We start from the raw sequence: 23,233 nt of genomic DNA on the forward strand, positions 1-23,233 counted from the left end.
AATGACTAATTCAATTGATAATATAACCCTGCCGTTATAGTTAAGTGTAAAATTTCATTTGTAAAAGCAAAAAGGGAAAGGTTATAAAACCTTTCCCTTTTATAGAAAAATTGCACATAAAAATGTCTAGCGGGCGGTCACTTTAGAAAACTGACCATGAATCCGATAACGCCATAAATAGCTAGTTAAAATCGCTTCAATGGCGCGTGGTTTAATGCCCACGCCTTCTAAGGTGCGGCCTTCGGCTATTGCTTCACTTGAAACAATATTATCAAATTTCAACATTTTGATTTGATCTGCCGTTGCAATTTTAGGCATAAGCGGAATTTTTGCAAGCAAGCCAAAAACACCGCCCATTAATATGCCAAGACTATAGGGGATTGAAAGAAGCAAACGCTTGCGGCGAATAACATGCAGGGCTTCTTGCATAATTTGGCGGAACGTCATGACTTCAGGGCCACCTAATTCATAGGTTTTGCCCGTTTCAATTTGACCATCAATGCTGCGAGCAATCATTTCAGCAACATCACCAACATAGACTGGTTGCATTTTATTCATGCCGCCCCCAAAAATAGGCAAGAACGGCGAAAAACGAGCCATATCAGCAAATTTATTGAAGAAATTATCTTCAGGCCCAAAAATAACCGATGGGCGCAAGATAATTGCATCGCGATGCGCTTCGCGAACGGCTTTCTCGCCCTCATACTTTGTGCGTACATAATCTAATGATTGCGGCGCATTACCTGTTAAAGCTGATAAATGAATGAGTGGAATACCAGCACTTTGAGCAAGTTCGGCTACATTTTTTGCACCAGCAAGTTGAACATTATCAAAGTTATTTTTGCCAGCATTAAACATAACGCCTGGCAGAAAAATAGCTGCATCAGCATCAATCAAAGCACGAGCAACCGATTCACGAATGCGCACATTGGTTTTAAGCATTTGAGTTTGGCCGACTTCACCAATTTGCAACATATAATAGGCTTGTTCTGGGCGGCGTACTGCAACGCGCACACGATAGCCACGCTTGGTAAGAGCTTCAACCACATGTCGCCCAACAAAACCCGAACCACCAAAAACAGTAATTAATTTAGGGTGTTGGTAAAGATCAGGTCGTAGATCCATCTCGCTCTCCAGCTTTTTTAAGTTACCAGTATTTTATATGCTTATTATGCATTTGATCTAATCTAGCATAAATAAATCAAAATGTCCGCTTTGTTTTGGAATTGGTCTAATGATTTATACCTTTTTTGGATGAACGCAAGTCTCTTCACGCAAACTCTACTGCTAAACGATAATTTTTCGTCAAAAAATGTTTTACCATCAAAATGCACGAAAGTTTAGCCGTTTAAATCTAACTTATCTATATGCTCAATAGATAAATGATTCCCTTATTGCTTATGCCGATTTTTATGCAACCAATTTTGCAAATATTGCGTAATTTTTTCGTCATCGCTTTGGGCAATATTAAAGCGCATGAAATCAGATTTTGTTTGTGATAGTGAAAATACATTGCCGGGGGCAAGGATGATATTTTGCTTTAAAGCATCTTGAGCAAGATCGGCACTATCGAGACCATTGGGCAATTGCGCCCAGATAAATATGCCTGCTTGCGGTTTAATGGCAATTTTAAAGCCCATATTTTCAAAGCGCGGTAATAGTCGCGAAGTAAGACGGGCAAGATTGCCGCGTAAATTATCGCAATGGCGGCGATAACTGCCATCTTTTAATATTTGATAAATGACTTCACCGGCAAAATTAATACCACCCATGGCCGTTGCAATACGCAAATCCGATAATTTGCTCATCCAATCTTTGGGTGCAACAATATAACCACAGCGCATTGATGCTGAAATAGTTTTAGAAAAACTTCCGGTTAATGCGACTTGTTTTAAACCATCAAAGGCTGAAAAACGCGGCGCCGGTTCATATTCAAAATCGGCAAAAACGTCATCTTCAATGACCATCATATGATTGTTTTCAATGATCTTTAAAATGCGATGGGCTTTGAGCGGTGACAAAATCGCTCCGGTTGGATTATGCATAGCAGAATTGGTAATATATAATTTAGGGCTATGATCACTCACCAATTGGGCAAAAACTGTTTCATCAGGGCCATCACTTAAATAGGGAACACCAAATGTTTTTACGCGGTGGGCGCGTAAGGTGGCTAGAAAATTAAAATAGCATGGATCATCGACAAGAACAGTATCACCTGGTTCCAAAAGTAGCCGGCACAGTAAATCCAGTGATCCTGTCGCACAATCAGTTAGTAAAATCATGTCGGGCGACGCCTCAATACCATAATCGGTTAAACGGCGAGCAATTTGTGTGCGCAAACCAATATGACCTTGTGCTGGTCCATAATTAGTCATAGCGGTTGATTTGGCGCGAGCAATTTGGCGTAATGGTTTAGCTAGAATTTCTTCGGCTAACCAGTGACTTGGCAGCCAACCGCATCCTGGTTTTAAGAATTCTGTACCACTTTCAAGCGATTGGCGTGATACCCATAGGGGATCAATCATACGATCAAGCTGCGGCCCCATCTGTGCAAGGTCAAGCGGCTCATTATGTCCAGATACGAAAAATCCAGCACCTTTTTTGGCGCGTATAATACCTTCATTACAAAGCCGCTCATAAGCTTCAACCACGGTTGATTTGGAAACGCCCATTTTTTCTGCAAAACCACGGATAGAGGGCAAACGCTCACCTGCCGCTAAATGGCGGGTCGCGATACGCTCTCGGATCTCAGCCATCACAAATTCAACCCGTGTTATTGGCGCTGTTTTTTGTTTATCAACCATATTTGCCATGACACTCATTCGTCGCTAGCCTTTTCCTGTGGTTCAGTGATCTATCTTTTATAACTGTACTTATATTTTTAACGGTACAGTTTAATTAAATTGTACTGTACTGTATCTAGTGATTTTGCGCAATAGTGATTAAAAACAAAGAAAATAACGCTGATATTTTGTTAAAATGGCAAATTTTCATCAGCGAATTGCAAATCATAAAATTTATAAGGGCAAGAAAATGTCTGATGCTTCACTTCATATTACCAATGTTGGTTCAACCGTTACAAAATCTAAGAAGTCCAATGGTTATTTAAGCGGCTTTTTAGGGGTGGCAATTTTTGCAGGTTCCTTGCCTGCCACTCGCATTGGTGTTTTGGATATGAATCCTTATTTTTTAACCACGGCGCGTGCCACCATTGCCGGTATTTGTGCAATTTTAGTGGTTTATTTGCTTAAAGCTAAACTACCACAAAGAAGTGATGTCTTTAGTCTTATTTTAACCGCTCTTGGCATTGTTGTAGGCTTTCCTTTATTTTCAGCCCTTGCACTCCAATATACAACGTCCGCACATTCTTTAGTTTTTACCGCTCTCATGCCGTTGATGACGGCAATTTTTGCAGTATTGCGCGCAGGCGAGCGGCCCAAGCCAATATTTTGGCTGTTTGCGATTATTGGTAGTTTGTGCATTGTTGCTTACTCACTATTACAAGGCTTTTCAGCCGCGCCGATGGGCGATATTTTTATGATCCTTGCAATAATTTCAGCCGGCCTTGGCTATGCGGAAGGGGCTAAATTGTCTCGCCGCCTTGGTGGCCCCTTGGTTATCTCTTATGCTTTAATTATATCGCTGCCATTAATGATTGTTCTAAGCATTGTATTTCGCCCTAGTGATTTTAGCGCTATTTCAATAAATGGTTGGCTTGCCCTTGCCTATGTTAGCCTATTTTCAATGTTTATCGGCTTTTTCTTTTGGTATAAGGGACTGGCTGAAGGCGGTATTGCTAAAATTGGTCAATTGCAATTATTGCAGCCTTTTATGGGTATGATATTATCAGCAGTTATCTTGCATGAACATGTTGATTTAATGATGGTTGTTGTGTCTGTTGGTGTTATTGGCTGCGTATTTGGTGCAAGGCGCTTCGCCTAATCTGTTTAATATTCTTCGACAGTTTATAATCAACCAATAAAAAAGCCGGATAGAAACTATCCGGCTTTTTTATTTATTTTAGCTTTATAAAAGCTTATTTTGCAGCTTTTTTATTGCGATTGTCTTTTTTCTCAACAATACGAGCAGCCTTACCAGTTAGGCCGCGCAAGTAGTAAAGCTTCGCACGACGAACTTTACCGCGACGAACAACTTCAACACCTTCAACAAGTGGAGAATAAACTGGGAATACACGTTCAACGCCTTCACCAAAAGAGATTTTGCGAACGGTAAATGTTTCTTGCAAGCCGCCGCCTTTACGGGCGATACAAACGCCTTCATAAGCCTGTACGCGGGTACGTGTACCTTCAGTAATACGTACGAGAACGCGAACTGTGTCACCAGGTTGGAAAGCAGGCAAAACGCGCTTTGCTTCAATCTTTGCACATTGTTCAGCTTCGATCTGAGCAATAATATTTGTCATAATGTAAGACCTTCTTGTTCTTCTCAACAAGCCAGAACGCCCAAACACTTGTTTGATAAATATTTATCTTCAAACTATGCCAATTGGCAGGAGCGGATAATCTCGTTATTGATTTTAAGGATCTAGAAAATAGATTTCTAAAACTTGTGAGTAGCCCTTACACTAGCAAAGGTGATAAATCAAGCTTTACTCGTATTTTTACAATATTTATCCCAAAGGTCAGGTCGCCGCTCGCGGGTAATATTTTCGGCCTGCTGTTGGCGCCAAGCATTGATCGCCTTATGATTGCCAGAGGTTAAAACATCAGGAATGGCAATGCCTTCAAACTCTTGTGGTCTAGTATAATGGGGATGCTCAAGAAGATCGGCTTCAAAGCTTTCAACACTTGCTGATTCCATATTGCCCATAACACCGGGTAAAAGCCTGATAATTGCGTCAAGAATAACCAAAGCTGCGGTTTCACCGCCCGATAATATATAATCACCAATTGATATTTCTTGCAAATTCCTCTGGTCAATGACCCTTTGGTCAACACCTTCAAAGCGGCCGCAAATAAAGGTTGCGCCATCAAGGGAGGCAATTTCATGCGCCATGGCTTGATTAAATGGCTTACCGCGTGGGCTCATTAAAAAACGCGGCAAATCGGCAGGGGTCGAATCAATCGCACTTGCTAAAACATCCGCTTTCATCACCATGCCTGCGCCACCGCCTGACGGTGTATCATCAACATTGCGGTGACGGCCTGTTGCAAAATCACGAATCTGTATTGGGTTGCACGACCAAATTTCCTGCTGCAATGCTTTGCCGGCTAATGATTGACCAAGAAAGCCCGGAAACATTTCAGGATAAAGCGTTAAAATATGCGCATTAAAGGCCATAACAATTGATCCGCTATTGAAGGTTAGTTTTTAGCAAGTGAGCTATTGGCTAATTTTTGTGCCTCTGCAAGTTCTGCATCGGTAAATTCATCTTCTTTTTCGCTCACCAATCCGGCAAGAACGGGGTCTATAATGATTTTACCGCCAGCAATATCAATAGTTGGAATCGCTGCTTGAGTAAAAGGAATAAAGACGAGCTTACCGGTTTTATCACTCATTTCAATAAGATCGCCGGCACCAAAATTATATAGGCTTCGCACTTTACCAATTGGCGTATTGTCAAGATCATGGACTGCAAGACCGATGAGATCCTCAAGATAAAATTCATCTTCCTCAAGGTCTGCAGGTAACTGATCGCGCTCAACAAAGATTTCTTTGCCATTAAGACTTTCGGCCTTTTCACGGCTATCAATACCGGCAAGCCTAGCAACGAGCATATCTTTTTGCGGGCGCAGGGACAAAATTTTGATATTGTTGCCATTAGCATCATAAAGTGTCCCATAATCACCCAAGGCAAGTGGGTCACTTGTAAAGCTTTTTATACGCACTTCGCCTTTAATGCCATGGGCCGCACCGATTCGGGCTAGTAATACTGGCTTATTGAGCTTTACCATGATTTATCCAAACCTCATTTTGACTTATTGGAGGATGTTTAAAAAAACGTCTTAAAAATAAAATGGCTTTTTTCATGTTTTATGTGGATAAATAACATAAAATATACCACGATTTATTTAAACTTATCACTATAATTATGCCCTGTATTTTACACTGAGCTAATTTTTAAATTTTATTATGCGAAATAATAATTAAAAAGCCGCGCAATGCGCGGCTTTTTTAAATTGTCTAAAATATCCTTATTATATTTTAAAAATAAAACACAAAAGAAGAATTAGAAAGGGAAATATTTCAATTAAATATCAGTAACTTAATTGAAAAATCCGCCAAAGGCTTAGATACCAAGATTGCCAAAACGATTCTTGAACTTGGATACGCGGCCACCACGGTCAACAAGACCCTGTGATCCACCAGTCCAAGCTGGATGAGAATTTGGATCGATATCAAGGTTAAGAGTATCGCCTTCTTTGCCCCATGTTGAACGGGTCATGTATTCTGTACCATTGGTCATAACAACCTTGATGGCATGATAATTTGGATGAATGTCAGCTTTCATTATCGTTTCCTGAACTTTATTCCGCTAATCCCAATTTGAGGGGTGCGAACCAACTAATCTTTTGCTAAAGAAAACCTATCTAACATTACAGGCTTTCAAAAATCAGATTCTGCCTATACATCAGCATGACGACGATAACAAGGGCACAAAGTAAAATGGCATTATTTCGCGGCAAAAAAGATGAAAAAAACAGTAAAAACCAAAAAAATGGTAAAAAGACGCGACCGTTAAAGGTACTTTTCCCCTATATCAAGCGCAATCGCGGCATTTGTTTGGGCGCACTTATTTCATTAATTGTTGCAGCTCTTGTTATGTTGGCATTACCTATTGCCATTCGTCGTATGCTGGATCACGGTTTTTCCGATAGCAGCGGCGAAATGATTAATTCCTATTTTGTCATGATGCTAGCCTTAGCAGCCATTTTAGGTCTTGCCTCTGCAGCGCGTTATTATTTTGTTATTACCCTTGGTGAAAAAGTCGTCAATCATTTACGTAGTGATGTTTTTTCTCATGTGGTTGATTTGTCGCCGGGTTTTTATGATCGCTCTCATTCTGGCGAGATCGTCTCGCGCCTTTCAGCCGATACAACCCAAATAAAATCCGCTGTGGGTGCTAGCGTGTCTGTCGCCTTGCGCAATATTATTATGGCGGTGGGCGCTGTGATTATGATGATTATCACCAGCCCGAAATTATCAACACTGGTATTAATCACCATTCCCATCATTGTTATTCCGCTTATTGCCTTTGGCCGCAAAGTGCGTGTACGAACCCGTAAAGCACAGGATAGGCTAGCGGAAGCTAATGCTTTGGCGGGTGAGCAAATTGCGGCAATCCGCACCGTACAAGCCTTTAATGCGCAAAATTTTGTTTCATCGCAATTTAAGAAATTGGTTGATAAGGCGTTTAATGCAGCGCGCCAATCGGTGCAATCGCGGGCTTTTTTAACCGGATTTGCTATTTTTCTCGTCTTTGGTAGCGTCGTTGCTGTTTTGTGGATTGGCTCTAATGACGTGCTTGCCGGTAAAATGAGTGGCGGCACTTTAGGTCAATTTGTGCTATATGCGGTTTTTGCGGCAAGCTCCTTTGGGCAATTATCCGAAGTTGGCGCCGAACTTGCCCAAGCAACGGGCGCGGCTGAACGTATTGCTGAATTATTGGGCGAAAAGTCTGATATTACCAAGGCACAAAATGCGCGCGCCATTGCCAAGGATATGGGCGACAGTGTGCGTTTTGATGATGTTTCCTTTACCTATCCAACAAGACCGGATTTCCAAGCCACTCATCATTTGAGTTTTGCAGTGGAGCAGGGTGAAAATGTAGCCTTTGTTGGGCCATCGGGGTCTGGTAAGAGCACAATTTTTGCGCTTTTGTTGCGTTTTTATGATCCACAAAGCGGTAAGATTTTTATAAATGGCCAAGAGCTTACCCTAGCCGATCCTTTTGATATACGCGACCATATTGCTTATGTTCCACAAGATGTTGCTATTTTTGATGGTACAATGCGTGATAATATTGCCTTTGGCCGCCCTGATATCAGTATGGCGGAGATTGAGAATGCAGCGCGTGCTGCCAATGCTTATGATTTTATTCATGAATTGCCCAATGGTTTTGATACGGAAGTTGGCGAGCGCGGTGTTACTTTGTCAGGCGGGCAAAAGCAGCGCATTGCCATTGCGCGTGCTATTTTGCGCAATGCACCAATATTACTGCTAGATGAAGCAACCTCAGCCCTTGATGCAGAAAGTGAAATGCTGGTGCAAAAAGCACTGGAAAAATTAATGGAAGGGCGCACTACATTGATCATTGCCCATCGCCTTGCGACCGTTTTAAAAGCTGATCGCATTATGGTTATGGAAAATGGTCACATTGTTGAACAAGGAAAGCATGAAGAACTGGTTGAAAAGTCTGGTCTTTATGCCCGTTTAGCCCATTTGCAGTTTTCAAACCATGTCTAATGCAAAAATTTAGGCTTCTATTCACCATTATAAATTTATAGTTTTGCTTGCTTAAGAGATAAAATATGACAACGTGTCAAACGGCTGATGATCTTATCAAAGAATTTATGCGCCATCACCCCAAAGGCTTTGACTTGTCTTTAGGGCGCATTAGTGAGCTTTTAGAAAAATTAGGTTCACCGCAAAATAAATTACCGCCAATTTTCCATATTGCTGGCACTAATGGCAAGGGTTCTGCCAGTGCCTATTTAAGATCGCTATTGGAAGAAGCCGGCTATGGTGTCCATGTCCATACGTCTCCCCATCTTGTCCATTGGCATGAGCGTTATCGCCTTGCGCAAAATACGCGTGCAAGCCAAAATGGTCAAAAAACAAGTAGCCAATTTGTTGATGATGCCGTTTTAGCCGATGTTTTGCAGCGTATTGGCACGGCAAATGCTGGTGCAGCGATTACTGTTTTTGAAATATTGACTGCCGCTGCCTTTTTGCTTTTTGCCGAGCATCCTGCCGACGCAATTATATTGGAAGTGGGATTGGGTGGTCGTTTTGATGCCACTAATGTCATCGCAAGCCCAGCCGTCTCGCTGATTATGCCAATATCGTTAGACCATCAAGCCTTTTTGGGTGATACAATTGCTGCCATTGCCGGTGAAAAGGCTGGCATTATCAAGAAAAAATGTCCGGTGGTGATTAGCGCGCAACAAAGCGATGAGGCTTTAGATGTTTTAACCACTATTGCCCAAAAAAATCACGCACCGACTTATATTTTTGGCCAAGATTTTACCGCTTATGAAGAACATGGGCGCATGGCTTTTCAAAATGAACAAGGCTTGATTGATTTACCATTGCCACAATTAAATGGTGCTTATCAAATTCAAAATGCGGCTAGTGCTATTCAAGCGGTAAAAGTTGCCGGCTTTGCAATTCAAGATGAGCAAATTGCTAACGCTTTACGTCATGTTTATTGGCCGGGGCGAATGCAAAAATTAGTATCAGGTGCATTGCTCGATCATGCTGCAAAAAATTGCGATATTTGGATAGATGGCGGTCATAATCCTGCAGCTGGCGCAGTTACGGTTGCGGCATTAAAGAAAATTATGAGCAATCAATATGATCGGCTTTATCTCATTGCTGGTATGATCAACACCAAGGATAGCCAATCCTATTTTGAAAATTTTGCTTGCCTATCGCCAAAGGTCTTTACTGTGCCGGTGCAATCATCCGATGCGGGTATTGATTCAAAGGATCTTGCTGCAATGGCAAAAGCTGCTAAGCTTGATGCAACAGCAACTGGTTCGATTGATGAAGCTTTGCAGGAAATTGCAACTATAAATGATGAAAGCAAACGCAGCCTTATCTTGATTTGCGGCTCGCTTTATCTTGCAGGTGACGCCTTAGACCAAAATGGCACACCACCGCTCTAGAATGACTTATTTGCTCCAAAGCTTTAACGGCGGCAATGTTTTGGTGCGTTGCTTTATCGCCTCAAGATCTGTTGGCTTATAATCCCATAAGTCAACGCCGACATTGATGCTTTTATTGGTGCCTTGCCACTTATCATGGACATGACCAAAAAGATGTAAGCTACCATGGTGGTCGCCGTTCCAGCTTAAAAGTGGATAATGGCAAAGCACTAATTTTGTTTCACCATCACTCAGCTCAAAAAGATCATGAATACTTGCCCATGGCAGGCGCTTGACGCTGCTGTGATCATGATTGCCAATGATGAGATGTTTTTGCCCGGGAATAGAGTTGAAAAGGGCATTTAATAATGCGGCATCTTTGTTTTTCTTGCCGCAATAAAAATCGCCAATGATCCAAAGATGATCGTCTTGCATGACACAGTCTTGCAGATTTTGCAGCAAGGCGGCATCCATATCATCTGTATTTTCAAAGGGGCGATCGCAATAATGAAGAATATTCTTATGGCCGAAATGCGGGTCGGCAGTATACCAATGTTTCATGGCGCAATTTTATCACAGGAAATAGCGGCTCACAATGCGCACTTTGATAAAAAAAATGGCTGTTGCATTAATCAAACACAGATGCTTGATATTTTAAGCAAGTCGACAAAACTAGAATTACAATACTATAATTGCGATTCAATCGGCAGCCAACTAATAAGCTGCACAAAAAGTCGCCGCCAAATTGATGTTTTGGGGTCGTGTTTATAAATCTCAAGCTTATCATCTTCAATGTCATGCCAATTTAAACGGTCTTTTTTATCAAGCATCACTTCATAGCTCATATCATCATTGATTTCTTCGCAAAAAAGTTGATCCATCATGATAGCGATTTCGCGGCAATCAAATAAAATGCCCATTTCGGTGTTAAGCGATGCCGAGCGTGGATCAAAATTGAATGAGCCAACAAAGCCACGCTCACGGTCGATCAAAAAAGCTTTGGTATGTAAGCTTGCATGGCCTGAACCAAAAAGCCGCAAATGGTGATGACCACTATCGGCCTTTAACTCATAAAGCTTAACGCCGCCTTTTAATAGTTTTTTGCGGTAGCACATATAGCCGCCATGCACTACAGCGACATCGGTTGCTGATAGGGAATTGGTGAGAATTTGCACATCACAACCATCAGCTGCAATTTTGGTTAAATGCTCGCTGCCTGCAACACCTGGAATAAAATAGGGCGATGTTATTTGTAAATTGGTGTTTGCCTCATTGATAAAGGGCATTAAAATTTCCATAAGCCAATTATCTGCGCCTTTATTAAGGGCTTTTTCTGGTGGGTCTGAAATGACTTTCACCATATCGGCCGCAATGAGACGACCATTTTTTTCTAAAAAATGATGAAGTCCCAAATGATGGTGCAAATAATCAAGATAGGGGCGAGCCTTTGCCGATTTACGGAAAAGCCGCAATTTTGTTTTCCATTTATCGGGATTTTTAAGCGTGCGCGGTAGGGTTAGGGCATGGATTGGCAAAACCACTTCGCTATTCCAAAATGTATCAAAAATGCTTTCAGCATTGCGTACCTCTGGCCCAATGAGTATGAGATCAAGATCACGAAAATTAGACTTCTGCCCCGCACCAAAATAGGCGTCACCAATATTGCGTCCCCCAACAAAGGCAAGGCGACCATCGGCAATAAAAGCCTTATTATGCATACGCCGTGTTACAGTTAAGGCGCGCAGGGCCATTTCTAATCCACGTTGCAAACCATTTTGACGGGTACGCGAAGGATTAAACATGCGGATTTCGATATTTTGATGTTGGTCAAGAGCTACATAAGCGCGATCACGACCTTGCGCATTAATATCATCCAGAATGAGCCGCACTTTGACACCGCGATCTGCCGCTTCAACAATTTCGTTAAGCAAGAGCCTCCCCGTTACGTCATCGTCCCAAATATAATACATCATATCAAGGCTGCGCTCTGCCATGCGCGCTGCAAGAACGCGGGCGGCAAAAGCATCAAGATTATTAATCAATAGCGACAGGGCATTATAACTTACGCCGAGGCCATTACGCTCATGGGCAATTTTTTGCACCAATTGATCTATCTGGGTTGCATTTTCTTCCAAAGGCAAAGCATAAGAGGGTTCGCCGCGTGCTTGTTTAGCAAAGCGACCATAAGTATAGACGGCAAGAATGGACGCGAGTGCAATAATAATTACAATCAGCAAAAATATTTTTAAAAAGTCCAATATGCTATCCATTTGCTCCAAATGATGAAAACTCCCTTGATGGTTTTATTGGAATTCTGCTAAAACAACCACATTCATATCAGTTATAATTATTTGAAGTTCATGACATATTTATGTATGAACCATAGACTTATCAATGAAGCCTATTAAAAGATTTTTGAAAATTAACTGTCATATTATCCTGCATGTAAAAATGAAAAAATCATATTTGCGGCACAGCACATTTGCTAATGCAAATGTTACAAAAACTGCATCGCAGTTTTTAACGATCAAGACATGGCAACAACAAGATAGAGATAAAAATGAGCGCGCAAGCCGACCCTTATTGGAAAAGCAATGTTATTATCGTCACCCTTGGTGCTTTTACCACCATTGTCGGTATGACATTGCTGCTGCCAATATTGCCGCTCTATATTGCTGATCTTGGTGTTGATAAACCATCTTCCATTGCGTCATGGTCAGGTATTACCTATGGTATAACCTATTTTGCCGCAGCTCTTGTCGCACCACTTTGGGGGCGGCTTGGTGATCTTTATGGCCGCAAATTGATGTTGGTGCGGGCAAGCTTTGGCATGGCAATTTCCATTGCTTTAATGGGCATGGCAACATCTATCGAGCAGTTATTTTTCTTGCGGCTTTTAACTGGTCTTGCTGGCGGCTATGCCTCTGGTGCAGCTATCTTAGCTGCAACACAAGCACCGCGCGATCAAACCGGATGGGCGATTGGCCTTGTTTCATCAGGTATTATGGCTGGTAATTTCTTAGGGCCATTAATTGGTGGTATTTTACCAATTTATATTGGCATCAGAGCTTCTTTTTGGGTTGTTGGTTTGGTTATATTTATTACCTTTTTGGTAACGACATTCATGTTAAGAGAAAATAAAAGCCTATTTCAAAAACGTGAAGTACCAGATAAAGCGCAAAGTAAACCTTGGCGTAGCGTTATGACTGTACCGGTGATTATTGCTTTGACCACCGCAATGTTGTTGATGTTTGCAAATATGTCAATTGAGCCAATTATTACTCTTTATGTTCAACAATTAATGACTGTTGATGTTGGTGATTTGCAACAATCTCATTTACAGGGCGTGACTTTTTGGGCTGGTATTATTATGTCGGTGACGGCCCTTGGTAGTGCATTATCAGCTAAACGATTAGGTAGCCTTGCCGATAAAGTTGGCTATCAACCGGTTTTGATTATCGCCATACTTTGTTCTGGGCTTTTGCTTATTCCGCAGGCCTTTGTTACCTCACCCTTGCAGCTTGCAATTTTACGATTTTTCTTAGGTGTTGCTTTAGGCGGACTTATTCCATGCATTACCGCTAATTTACGGCAAAATATTAGTGATGATAAGCTTGGAACCGTGCTAGGTCTATCGGTTTCTTGCCAATATGTTGGGCAGGTTTTAGGGCCGTTAATGGGGGGCTATATTGGGGGCTATTTTGGTATGGAGCCAGTATTTTTTATTACCGCTTTTGTGCTTATTCTTTGTGCTTTGGGCAATATGCTTTTATTGGTAAATAAAAAATAGAACATTTGGCTCATTTTCAAATTGGCCTAAAAGCTCTATTTTTATGTTTTATGTAAAAAATGTTTAAATAAACAAGAATTAAGTTTTTGGGCAAATTACAATGTACCAAGGCGCAATAAATCGTGGAAATGTAAAATCCCAATCGGTTTATCATTCTCCACCACCAATAAGGCGCTTATTTTATATTCATTAAGTAAGGCCATTGCTGATGCAGTAATCGCATCTGGATTTACGGTTTTCGGTGATTTTGTCATAACATCATCAACCTTTAATTGTGAAAGGTCGCGGTTACAGTTGCGCGCAAGGTCACCCTCAGTCACGATACCGCTGAGTTTGCCATTGTCATCAATAACTGCAACACAGCCAAAATGCTTTGCCGCAAGCTCTTGCATAGCAAGCGGCATTGGTGTGCCCAATTTTACCAGTGGTATACTGTCATTTTTATGCATGACATCACGTACAAAGCTTAAACTTGCACCAAGCGAACCACCTGGATGATAAATCTTGAAATCACTTGCCGAAAAATGTCGTGCTTCAAGTAGAGATACAGCCAAAGCATCGCCAAGCGCCAATTGCATACCGGTTGACGTTGTCGGCGCAAGACCATGCGGACAAGCTTCCTCAGCTTTTGGTAGCAACAAAAGAATATCAGCTTGCCGACCAAGGGCTGAATCTTCGCCGGAGGTCAATGCAATCAGCGGAATTTTAAAGCGACGTGAATGGTTTAATATGCCTTTAAGTTCTGTTGTTTCGCCAGACCAGGAAAGCGCAAGAATGACATCATTACGGCCAATCATGCCAAGGTCGCCGTGATTGGCTTCTGCCGCATGGACAAAAAATGCCGGTGTTCCAGTTGAGGCAAGGGTGGCTGCAATCTTTGCGCCAATGTGGCCGCTTTTACCAAGTCCTGTTACAACCACGCGACCATTTATGCCGGCAATAGTTTGTACTGCGGTTAAAAATGGCTCTGAAAGACCATTTTTTAAAGCTTGCTCTAGCGCTTCAAGCCCAGCCTTTTCATTTTGCACTGTTTTGAGCGCAGAATGAATAACAGATTGTTTGTCTATGCTTGTTGTGTCTGCAATTTTTTCCATGATAATATCAAATAAATTAAAATTCTATCGCCGTCTATAAAATTATCGATAACAGCTTTCGGTGCTGTAGTTTTTCGATTTAAATATAGCCGTTATTTAAAAAAATAAAGTCAGGAAACAGCTAAATTAAAGCTACCCTGACTTTAACAAATCAAGCCGACATATTGTAAATCAATAGGGATGATTTACAATTATGATTTTTGTGCATTATTTAATAATTCGGTTAGCGGACCTATAATCCTATCGCGCATGTCATCACGTTCTAAACCAAAGGCGACATTAGCTTCAATAAAACCAACTTTTGAGCCGCAATCAAAGGTTTTACCTTGGAAGTGATAGCCATAAAATTCTTGGTTTTTTGCAAGCTTTTTCATACCATCGGTTAATTGGATTTCATTTCCTGAACCGCGTTCTTGGTGGGCAAGAATATCAAAAATTTCAGGCTGAATAATATAACGGCCATTAATAAATAAGTTTGATGGGGCGCTACCAGGTGCTGGCTTTTCAACCATTTCAGTAATTTCAAAACCATTGGCAATGTTGTTGCCTTTGCCAACAATACCGTATTTATGGGCTTCTTCTGCAGCGCATTCTTGCACCGCAATAATATTGCCACCCGTTTCATTATAAAGGCGCACCATTTCAGATAGGCAACCTTGTTGAGATTGCATGATCATGTCGGGTAATAAAAGGGCAAATGGCTCATTGCCAACAAGTTCGCGTGCGCACCATACCGCATGACCAAGACCTAGGGGATCTTGTTGGCGGGTAAAAGATGTTGTGCCCGGCAAAGGTTGCAATTCTTGCAAAAGGCTTAGTTCTTCTTTTTTGCCACGCGATTCAAGATTTTGGTATAATTCAACTTGCGCATCAAAATAATCTTCAATCACCGCCTTATTACGACCGGTAACAAAAATCAAATGCTCAATACCAGCGGCGCGTGCTTCATCAACCACATATTGAATAACGGGCTTATCAACAACAGTCAGCATTTCTTTAGGCACTGTCTTCGTTGCAGGAAGAAAACGAGTGCCAAGACCGGCAACAGGAAAAACCGCTTTACGAATTTTGCGCAAGGAAATACCCCTTTTATAATATAGGCTTAAAAGCCGTTAAACTGCGTTATAAAGTACCATAATTTTTTACATATATCCCATTTAATTACAATACACCCTTTTGCCGCATTTGTAATGATATTTGATATTGTTAAAATTGCTAGCTCATCAACTATTGGTGTAATTGCATGTTGTGCCAAAACCCAAATTGGCTTTAATGAAAAATGCATAAAAGAGAGGCGATGATTAGCTAGAAATGAAATTTAGCGGCGGCAATCTTTATCCATAAATGCGTAAACGGTAGAAAATGTCTAACAAAAAAACTGTTAATTTTGAAGTCAACTACGGCTCGTCCTTAACAGGTGGCTTAACTATGCAGCTGGTACCCGTTGAGCAAGGAATTGTCGACTATGTAAATGAAATGGAGAATTTCTATTATGATGATGGAATATGCATAAACGAAACTGCCTTTGGGTTTATTGAAAGATGTATCGCTGAAAATGTGCGTGATAATTATTGCCATTGGGGCATAACAAAAATTGATAACGAGGAATGGGAAATCATCGTCACCGCAGTGAAGTATGTGGTTAGTGATTGGCGAAACGCTAAAAGCATAATAGATGTCATGGCTAGCCTCAATCGTTTTGAGGATGATGGTTTTTATCAAAAATTATATTTTGAAAAAACGCGAAAAGAATTTTTAAACTTTGCTGAAGAGTTTTTGCTCTGGGGCAATGGCGTGTTTGAAAAATACAAGACCATGGTTGTATTGGGCCTTTGATGGGTGGGTTATCGTTATTGACTCAGGTAAAATTGTGCCGATAGCCACTCCTTATTTGTAAAAAGTCCCTATTAAAAATAAAAGCCCCTTTGGCAAAACCAAAGGGGCTTTTGTTTAAGCATTTTTAAAATTTACATATGCAAAGGCTTAGCAAATGTAGCAAGGGCTGCTTCACGTACTGCTTCCGACATGGTTGGATGTGCGTGGCAAGTACGGCCAAGATCTTCTGATGAGCCACCAAATTCCATGAGCACGGCAATTTCGTGGATCATTTCACCAGCACCATAACCAAGAATATGACCACCAAGAACCCGGTCGGTCTTTTTGCAAGCTAGGATCTTTACAAAACCGTCTGTATGCTGCATCGAGCGTGCACGACCATTAGCAGTGAATGGAAATTTACCGACATTATATTCAATGCCAGCAGCTTTTAATTCTTCTTCCGTTTTACCAACAGACGCAACTTCTGGCTGGGTATAAACAACGCCCGGAATCACATCAAAATTAACATGGCCTTTTTGACCAGCCAAAATTTCAGCGACAGCAACACCTTCATCTTCAGCCTTATGGGCAAGCATTGGGCCTTTAACCACGTCACCAATAGCATAAACGCCATCAATATTGGTTTTCCAGTGATTGTCAATTTCAACGCAACCACGATTGTCAAGCTTAACGCCAACTTCTTCAAGTCCAAGACCAGTTGTATAAGGCTTACGGCCAGTTGCAACCAAAACAACATCACCATGAAGCGATTGGGTTTCGCCACCGCTTACAGGTTCATAACGCACCGTTGCACCCATGAAGCCATTTTCAACACCGGTTACTTTAGCACCAAGCTTATAAGTAATGCCTTGCTTTTCCATAAGTCTTTGGAAGTTGCGCGATACTTCGCCATCCATGCCACCAAGGGCTTTATCAAGATATTCAACAATTGTTACTTTTGTACCAAGACGCGCATAAACTGAACCAAGTTCACTACCAATAACACCCGCACCAACGACAATCATTGTTGATGGAACTTTGGTTAGCGCCAAAGCACCGGTTGATGAAATGATGGTTTTTTCATCAAATTCAAATTCAACACCAGGGATACCTGCAACATCAGAGCCAGTTGCAATAACGATGTTTTTGGTTTCAACAGTTTGAACACTGCCATCTTCAGCGGTTACTTCAATTTTGCCTTGAGCAACAATTTTACCAGTGCCAATAAAAGTATCAACCTTGTTCTTTTTAGCTAGAAAGGCAACACCGCTGGTATTGGCATCAATAACGCTTTGCTTGAATTCCATCATTTTGGCAAAATCAAATTCCGGCTTGCCAATTTTAACACCGATTGAATCATAGCCATGAGAGGCTTCGGCATATATTTCTGAAGCGTGAAGCAATGCTTTTGATGGAATACAGCCAACATTGAGGCATGTGCCGCCAAATGTTTTACGCTTTTCAATCATTGCGGTTTTAAGCCCTAATTGGGCAGCTTTAAATGCACAAACATAGCCGCCAGGGCCTGAACCGATCACCACAACATCATAAGACATGATTCTTCCTTTTGCTTTGGGTTTTCCCATCGTTTATCGGTGATTAGCATAAATTATGTGAGTCTCAAAAACAAAGTTGAGGCAAATGACAAATTTTATTGTCTTTGGTTTAAATATCATGTTGGTAAAATTTATTTAATCCTAATTAATGATAGACCAAATAATTATATACATAATGCAATAGAAACCGTGGTGGCAAAGCAGGTTTTCAAGGTTTTTGGATGTTAGATTTTTAAAGTTAAAATTTTTTTGTGTTGGTTGTAATAAAATTGTTATATTTTTATTCTTAATATGCAGTTGTAAATTACATTTTCTGTTTGAAAAAAATTGTGATTAATGTAGGCTTCATTTATTAGGCTGGTAAAATGAGATTTTTGCTTAGACTTTTAACAAATTGCTTATTGGCGGTTTTAATTAAAACTACCTATTAATAAGGTTAAGATTTTAATGAAAATGTCAAATAGCAAGTTTCAATAAAATTTAAGCATATTCTTCAATAATACATTGATGACTAATTGGGATTATATATGCAAGCTTTTGATGTTATCATTTATCATAATCCACGTTGCAGTACTTCGCGTGATGTTCTCGATATGATCAGGGCAAGTGGTATAGAGCCTCATATCATCGAATATCTTAAAACACCTCCATCAGCATTAATGTTGAATATCTTGGCTAAACGCTCCGGTATCGAGTTGCGTGATTTTATCCGCACCAAGGAAGAAGCTTATAATAAATTTGGTCTTGATGACCTAACGCTTAATGATGAACAGATTTCTGCGCTGATGCACGGACATCCAGAACTTATTAATCGACCAATTGTTGCGTCGCCAAATGGCGTTAAATTGTGCAGGCCGGCAACAAGCGTTAATGAATTATTGGTTCAAAATTAAAAAGTCTGGCGCTCATTTTGATGGTTATACCATATTTATATGGCTAATACGAATAAGACACAAAGAATAGGACTAGTTTATAAATAGCATTGTTGGTTAAGGCTTTGAAAATTGGTTTAACATAAGTTTATTGCAAGCCGCTTCTCTTTTGGGGAGGTGTACAAGGACTGGACGTATTGAACATATGGCAGATCTCGGTATTCAACAAAAAAGACGTATGAGGGGGGTTGATTCTCCTGCCTTTCGCAAGCTAATCTCAACTGTTGGTTTTATTGTCCCAATGATAGGAGTTGCTACCGCGAACCCTTTGTTAAAAAGTGATGAATATGTAATGTTTTTGCCCGATATTGCCTATGAGCAAAGCGATGGCAAATATGTTGCAGGTGTGCAAGCCTGGGTCTATGAAAAACAAAGACGACCCGGCTTAACTCAAATGCTCGCGCTTTTTTTAGGGATTGATCTATCAAGCCTTACCCCTGCAGAACGCCAACGCTTTTATGAACGCACGCAATTATTTCGGGTTGATTCAGAGCGGGGGAAGCAAATTCTCGTTACCGATATTGCTGGTAATCGCCATAGCTTACCTTTGACTAAGCGTAGCGGAAGAACAGGTGATGTTGTGGCCATTTTGCCACCACAGCCTTTTGGAGAAGAAAATAAAAAAATATTTTTTGAATTAAATGGTCGAGGTAAGCCTGCCAATCATAATCAGGCAACGGCGTATTTTGCTCCTAAAAGTGGTCTATCCATTGTTTCAGATATTGATGATACAATTAAAGAAACCAAGGTTGGGAAAACCCGGCAAGTATTGATCAAAACATTTCTAGAGGAGTTTGTGGCTGTTGATGGCATGAGTGAATGGTATAGCGATCTTGCCAATGATAAGGAGGTTGCTTTTCATTATGTTTCATCTTCGCCTATTCAGCTCTATCCACTCTTATCTGAGTTTATGAATAAGGCGGGCTATCCCGAAGGCAGCATGCATCTGCGCGAAACAACCCGCTGGACCGAAATTGTGCCACGCGGTGCAGCGCGCTTGCATAAGCCATCTTCCATTGAACGTTTGGTCAAGGCTTACCCAAATCGCCATTTTATTTTAATTGGTGATTCAGGCGAGCATGATCCGACAATATATGCAGATTTTATGCGTAAATATCCCAATCAAATCATTGGTATTTGTATCAGAGATGTTTCATCTGAGGGAGTAGCCAAAAATTACGCAGAAATTTTTGCAGGTTTACCTGCGGAACAATGGTTGGTTACCGATTCAGTTGAAAAAATGCGGTTGGCTGTCAATCAATGGCGCAGCGCCCACGGTTATTAATATTTTTAGAAATATTTAAACGGGAGAGTGTTGTGGCATTTAAAGTGATGGCGCTTTTCGTCTTGTAGCAAATATTACTGTGAAGCGTCATTTTGGGGCTCGTTAGCTTATCGGGCTAACTAAAATAGAGTTTCAAGGATCTTCATTTTACTTAGCGCATCTTGAAATAACCTCAAAAATCGATAGAGCACATGGTGAAGAGAAGAAAACGTTAATGGCATTTTGCTGCATTTGTTATTTTTTTAGGTGAAAGATGATAGCCTCAGCAAATTGAATGCGTCATAATTTAATTTTTTTTATTTAACCATGCCACATATCGACCAATTATGGCGAAATCTCCCAATTTGCGTCAAATTTCCTAAAATCAAAATAGAAATATCGTTTAGAAATCCTATAAATTTACGCTAAGGCTGTGAATAACTTAACTGAATTATGACCACAATAAGGAAATCTTACCAATTGGGGCAGGTCATTTTCAAAATTGGGCAAGGAAGCGTCTGCTTCTTTTACTAATAGAATATTCCAATTAACTTTTCCAAAAAGCTTTGATCATTGTTCAAAATCTATCGTAAATTATTTAAAATATTGAATACCTGATTTTTAATATCATTTATTTGTAATTGAAATAAATCAATCGATATTTTTTTTAATATAAAAATATAAAAAAATTAATGTAAATAATTATAGGAATATAATTAATATAAATTTACTTAAAATATAAGAGTTATCATTTTGATACAATTTTTTTTAAAATTCTTCGATTTGATATTATCAAATTTTCAACACAGCATCGCCATATATTACCCTTAGGTCAGCAGTCATTAACCAATATTATCAATAACAATTGGAAATGATATGTCTTCTGCCCTTAGCCGAGCTGTGTGTTTGCTTGGTGCAATTGCAATGCCGCTTATTACTCTTATGCCTCAAACTGCATCTGCAGCTAGCCAATGTGGACGTGCTTCTTGGTACGCGCTTTACTCCAAAACTGCTTCAGGTGAGCGCATGAATCCATCAGCTATGACCGCCGCGCACCGCTCCTTGCCATTAGGCAGCAAAATCCGTGTTGTCAACAAAGCTAATGGTAAATCAGTTGTGGTGCGCATTAATGATCGCGGACCTTTCATTCGTGGCCGCGTGCTTGATCTATCTAAAGGTGCAGCCCGCGAACTTGGCTATATAAGTGCTGGTCACGCCGCTGTTTGCTATGAGCGTATTAGCTAATATACGCTGCCAATACCAAGCGCTATAAAACTATTGTTTCGAGTGCTTCTAAATTGCAGCTTTATACCCACAAAGTTTGATATATTTGCCAAACTGTTAGCTTGCGAAATTGCTAGTTTTTCTATAAGGAAAAAATAGTGGTAAAGCCTAGCGATTATATTAATAGAAAAATGATTGCTATTTATGGCCGCGACGCTTGCAATTGAAAACCCCTTAAGGTTTTATATGCGAATATATCAAGATATTTGAAATGCCAAATTGCTTTCTCATTATCTTGGAATTTTTTAGCATTGATTGTACTGCTATTTGGCTAAAATAGTTGTCAATCAATGGTAAGTGGGCTGGGATATCGCGTGATCGTGATGTTCTTCTTAGTAAACATAAGGGTAGCTACTGCTTTTCAAGCATAGGCCCCAATTTGAAGTGGCAAGTGACGCAAAATGGCGCGTATTGTGATGAAATTCGGAGGAACCTCCGTTGCAGATATCGACCGCATCCGTAATGTAGCACGTCACGTTAAACGTGAAGTTGACGCAGGCAATGAAGTTGCTGTTGTTGTTTCAGCAATGGCAGGAAAAACCAATGAATTGGTAGCATGGACAAAGCAGGCCTCTGCCATGCATGATGCACGCGAATATGATACGGTTGTGGCATCGGGTGAACAGGTAACGGCGGGTTTATTAGCTATTGCCTTACAAGATATGGGTATTGATGCGCGGTCATGGATGGGGTGGCAAATCCCAATCCGCACAGATAGTACCCATAGTTCAGCGCGTATTCTTGATATTGACCCAACTATTTTGCTTGAGCGTTTCGCGCTTGGTCAAGTTGCGGTTATTGCAGGCTTTCAAGGGATTGCACCTGATAATCGCATTGCAACCCTTGGGCGCGGTGGTTCTGATACCAGTGCTGTGGCTATTGCTGCGGCAGTAAAAGCTGATCGTTGCGATATTTATACTGATGTTGATGGCGTTTACACCACAGATCCAAGAATTGAGCCAAAAGCACGCCGTTTGCACAAAGTCGCCTTTGAAGAAATGCTTGAAATGGCATCATTGGGTGCCAAGGTTTTACAAGTGCGCTCGGTCGAGCTTGCGATGGTTCATAAAGTGCGTACCTTTGTACGTTCTAGTTTTGAAGACCCCGATGCTCCGGGAATGGGCGATTTAATCAATCCACCAGGAACACTTATTTGCGATGAGGATGAAATCGTGGAACAACAGGTTGTAACAGGCATTGCCTTTGCTAAAGACGAAGCACAAATTTCTTTGCGCCGTATTGATGATCGCCCCGGCATCTCTGCTGCTATTTTTGGCCCATTAGCCGAAGATCATATCAATGTTGACATGATCGTACAGAATATTTCTGAAGATGGTTCAAAAACCGACATGACTTTTACCGTTCCATCGAGCGATGTGGAAAAGGCAGTCAAGATTCTTGAAGCCGATAAAAATGATATTGAATTTGATGCGATTCAATCGGAAACTGGCCTTGCTAAGGTTTCCGTGATCGGTATCGGCATGAGAAGCCATGCGGGTGTTGCTGCAACCGCGTTTAAAGCTATGGCTGAAAAAGGCATCAATATCCGTGCGATTACCACATCAGAAATCAAAATTTCAATTTTGATCGATAGCGCCTATACTGAGCTTGCCGTGCGTACATTGCATGCAATTTATGGTCTTGATAAGGACTAAGAATTAATTG

At 40.9% G+C, this 23,233-nt stretch carries 20 protein-coding genes; 9 read left to right on the forward strand and 11 right to left on the reverse strand.

The features are described from left to right. Positions 1 to 126: 126 nt before the first annotated feature. Both N6B01_RS00400 and N6B01_RS00405 read right to left on the reverse strand, forming a co-directional pair. The gene (locus N6B01_RS00400) at positions 127 to 1,125 is read right to left on the reverse strand and encodes a complex I NDUFA9 subunit family protein (RefSeq protein WP_262079386.1); all 999 of its coding nucleotides are present in this window, start codon (positions 1,123 to 1,125) and stop codon (positions 127 to 129) included. Between the two features lie 266 nt (positions 1,126 to 1,391). After that, positions 1,392 to 2,822 (reverse strand): aminotransferase-like domain-containing protein, encoded by a 1,431-nt coding sequence (locus N6B01_RS00405; protein ID WP_262079388.1) that lies wholly within the window; start codon positions 2,820 to 2,822, stop codon positions 1,392 to 1,394. A gap of 211 nt (positions 2,823 to 3,033) precedes the next feature. Here N6B01_RS00405 and N6B01_RS00410 point away from each other — a divergent pair, with 211 nt between their 5' ends. Beyond that, a complete protein-coding gene (locus N6B01_RS00410; protein ID WP_262079390.1) occupies positions 3,034 to 3,942 on the forward strand; it encodes a DMT family transporter in 909 nt (302 codons plus the stop codon). Positions 3,943 to 4,036: 94 nt separating this feature from the next. Here the strand turns inward: N6B01_RS00410 and rplS are convergent, their stop codons facing one another. From rplS to rpmE, 4 genes are all read right to left on the reverse strand, one after another. After that, positions 4,037 to 4,423 (reverse strand): 50S ribosomal protein L19, encoded by a 387-nt coding sequence (rplS, locus tag N6B01_RS00415; protein WP_182418384.1) that lies wholly within the window; start codon positions 4,421 to 4,423, stop codon positions 4,037 to 4,039. A gap of 179 nt (positions 4,424 to 4,602) precedes the next feature. Continuing rightward, positions 4,603 to 5,301: a tRNA (guanosine(37)-N1)-methyltransferase TrmD gene (gene trmD, locus N6B01_RS00420; RefSeq protein ID WP_262079392.1), complete on the reverse strand. Its 699-nt coding sequence runs from the start codon at positions 5,299 to 5,301 to the stop codon at positions 4,603 to 4,605. Between the two features lie 23 nt (positions 5,302 to 5,324). Continuing rightward, positions 5,325 to 5,915 carry a ribosome maturation factor RimM gene (gene rimM, locus N6B01_RS00425; protein WP_262079394.1) on the reverse strand — a complete coding sequence of 197 codons (591 nt, stop codon included), beginning with the start codon at positions 5,913 to 5,915 and terminating at the stop codon, positions 5,325 to 5,327. 335 nt (positions 5,916 to 6,250) lie between these two features. Beyond that, on the reverse strand, positions 6,251 to 6,472 hold the full coding sequence (rpmE, locus tag N6B01_RS00430; RefSeq protein ID WP_182418387.1) for a 50S ribosomal protein L31: 222 nt from the start codon (positions 6,470 to 6,472) through the stop codon (positions 6,251 to 6,253). Positions 6,473 to 6,627: 155 nt separating this feature from the next. On the opposite strand from rpmE, the gene N6B01_RS00435 reads away from it, so the two are divergent. Together N6B01_RS00435 and N6B01_RS00440 are read left to right on the forward strand one after the other, a co-directional pair. Then, positions 6,628 to 8,427: an ABC transporter transmembrane domain-containing protein gene (locus N6B01_RS00435; RefSeq protein ID WP_262079397.1), complete on the forward strand. Its 1,800-nt coding sequence runs from the start codon at positions 6,628 to 6,630 to the stop codon at positions 8,425 to 8,427. A gap of 107 nt (positions 8,428 to 8,534) precedes the next feature. Beyond that, a complete protein-coding gene (locus tag N6B01_RS00440) occupies positions 8,535 to 9,851 on the forward strand; it encodes a bifunctional folylpolyglutamate synthase/dihydrofolate synthase (protein ID WP_262080682.1) in 1,317 nt (438 codons plus the stop codon). Between the two features lie 6 nt (positions 9,852 to 9,857). Here the strand turns inward: N6B01_RS00440 and N6B01_RS00445 are convergent, their stop codons facing one another. Both N6B01_RS00445 and N6B01_RS00450 read right to left on the reverse strand, forming a co-directional pair. Then, the gene (locus N6B01_RS00445) at positions 9,858 to 10,391 is read right to left on the reverse strand and encodes a metallophosphoesterase (protein WP_262079398.1); all 534 of its coding nucleotides are present in this window, start codon (positions 10,389 to 10,391) and stop codon (positions 9,858 to 9,860) included. Positions 10,392 to 10,516: 125 nt separating this feature from the next. Next, positions 10,517 to 12,088 carry a phospholipase D family protein gene (locus tag N6B01_RS00450; protein WP_410007270.1) on the reverse strand — a complete coding sequence of 524 codons (1,572 nt, stop codon included), beginning with the start codon at positions 12,086 to 12,088 and terminating at the stop codon, positions 10,517 to 10,519. Between the two features lie 302 nt (positions 12,089 to 12,390). On the opposite strand from N6B01_RS00450, the gene N6B01_RS00455 reads away from it, so the two are divergent. Next, complete coding sequence (locus N6B01_RS00455) at positions 12,391 to 13,620, forward strand: MFS transporter (protein ID WP_262079400.1); 1,230 nt, start codon at positions 12,391 to 12,393, stop codon at positions 13,618 to 13,620. Positions 13,621 to 13,715: 95 nt separating this feature from the next. Here the strand turns inward: N6B01_RS00455 and N6B01_RS00460 are convergent, their stop codons facing one another. After that, positions 13,716 to 14,714 (reverse strand): KpsF/GutQ family sugar-phosphate isomerase, encoded by a 999-nt coding sequence (locus N6B01_RS00460; protein WP_262079401.1) that lies wholly within the window; start codon positions 14,712 to 14,714, stop codon positions 13,716 to 13,718. 191 nt (positions 14,715 to 14,905) lie between these two features. Further along, positions 14,906 to 15,790, reverse strand: a complete 885-nt coding sequence (galU, locus tag N6B01_RS00465; RefSeq protein WP_410007216.1) for a UTP--glucose-1-phosphate uridylyltransferase GalU — start codon at positions 15,788 to 15,790, stop codon at positions 14,906 to 14,908. Between the two features lie 286 nt (positions 15,791 to 16,076). Here galU and N6B01_RS00470 point away from each other — a divergent pair, with 286 nt between their 5' ends. Beyond that, the gene (locus N6B01_RS00470; protein ID WP_262079402.1) at positions 16,077 to 16,550 is read left to right on the forward strand and encodes a hypothetical protein; all 474 of its coding nucleotides are present in this window, start codon (positions 16,077 to 16,079) and stop codon (positions 16,548 to 16,550) included. A 131-nt stretch (positions 16,551 to 16,681) separates the two neighbouring features. On the opposite strand, the gene lpdA is transcribed toward N6B01_RS00470, so the two are convergent. After that, positions 16,682 to 18,088 (reverse strand): dihydrolipoyl dehydrogenase, encoded by a 1,407-nt coding sequence (lpdA, locus tag N6B01_RS00475; protein ID WP_262079403.1) that lies wholly within the window; start codon positions 18,086 to 18,088, stop codon positions 16,682 to 16,684. A gap of 527 nt (positions 18,089 to 18,615) precedes the next feature. On the opposite strand from lpdA, the gene arsC reads away from it, so the two are divergent. The 4 genes from arsC to N6B01_RS00495 all read left to right on the forward strand — a co-directional run bounded on the left by arsC (position 18,616) and on the right by N6B01_RS00495 (position 23,223). Further along, positions 18,616 to 18,981, forward strand: coding sequence for an arsenate reductase (glutaredoxin) (gene arsC / locus N6B01_RS00480; protein WP_262079404.1), 366 nt, complete (start codon positions 18,616 to 18,618; stop codon positions 18,979 to 18,981). Between the two features lie 184 nt (positions 18,982 to 19,165). Beyond that, the gene (locus N6B01_RS00485; RefSeq protein WP_262079405.1) at positions 19,166 to 20,305 is read left to right on the forward strand and encodes a phosphatidate phosphatase App1 family protein; all 1,140 of its coding nucleotides are present in this window, start codon (positions 19,166 to 19,168) and stop codon (positions 20,303 to 20,305) included. Between the two features lie 903 nt (positions 20,306 to 21,208). Beyond that, positions 21,209 to 21,529 (forward strand): septal ring lytic transglycosylase RlpA family protein, encoded by a 321-nt coding sequence (locus tag N6B01_RS00490; protein ID WP_246708240.1) that lies wholly within the window; start codon positions 21,209 to 21,211, stop codon positions 21,527 to 21,529. Positions 21,530 to 21,969: 440 nt separating this feature from the next. Further along, positions 21,970 to 23,223 carry an aspartate kinase gene (locus N6B01_RS00495; RefSeq protein ID WP_182418399.1) on the forward strand — a complete coding sequence of 418 codons (1,254 nt, stop codon included), beginning with the start codon at positions 21,970 to 21,972 and terminating at the stop codon, positions 23,221 to 23,223. Positions 23,224 to 23,233 lie beyond the last annotated feature (10 nt).

This window comes from Bartonella sp. HY406, from assembly GCF_025449315.1.
In the GTDB taxonomy this organism is placed as follows: Bacteria; Pseudomonadota; Alphaproteobacteria; order Rhizobiales; family Rhizobiaceae; genus HY038.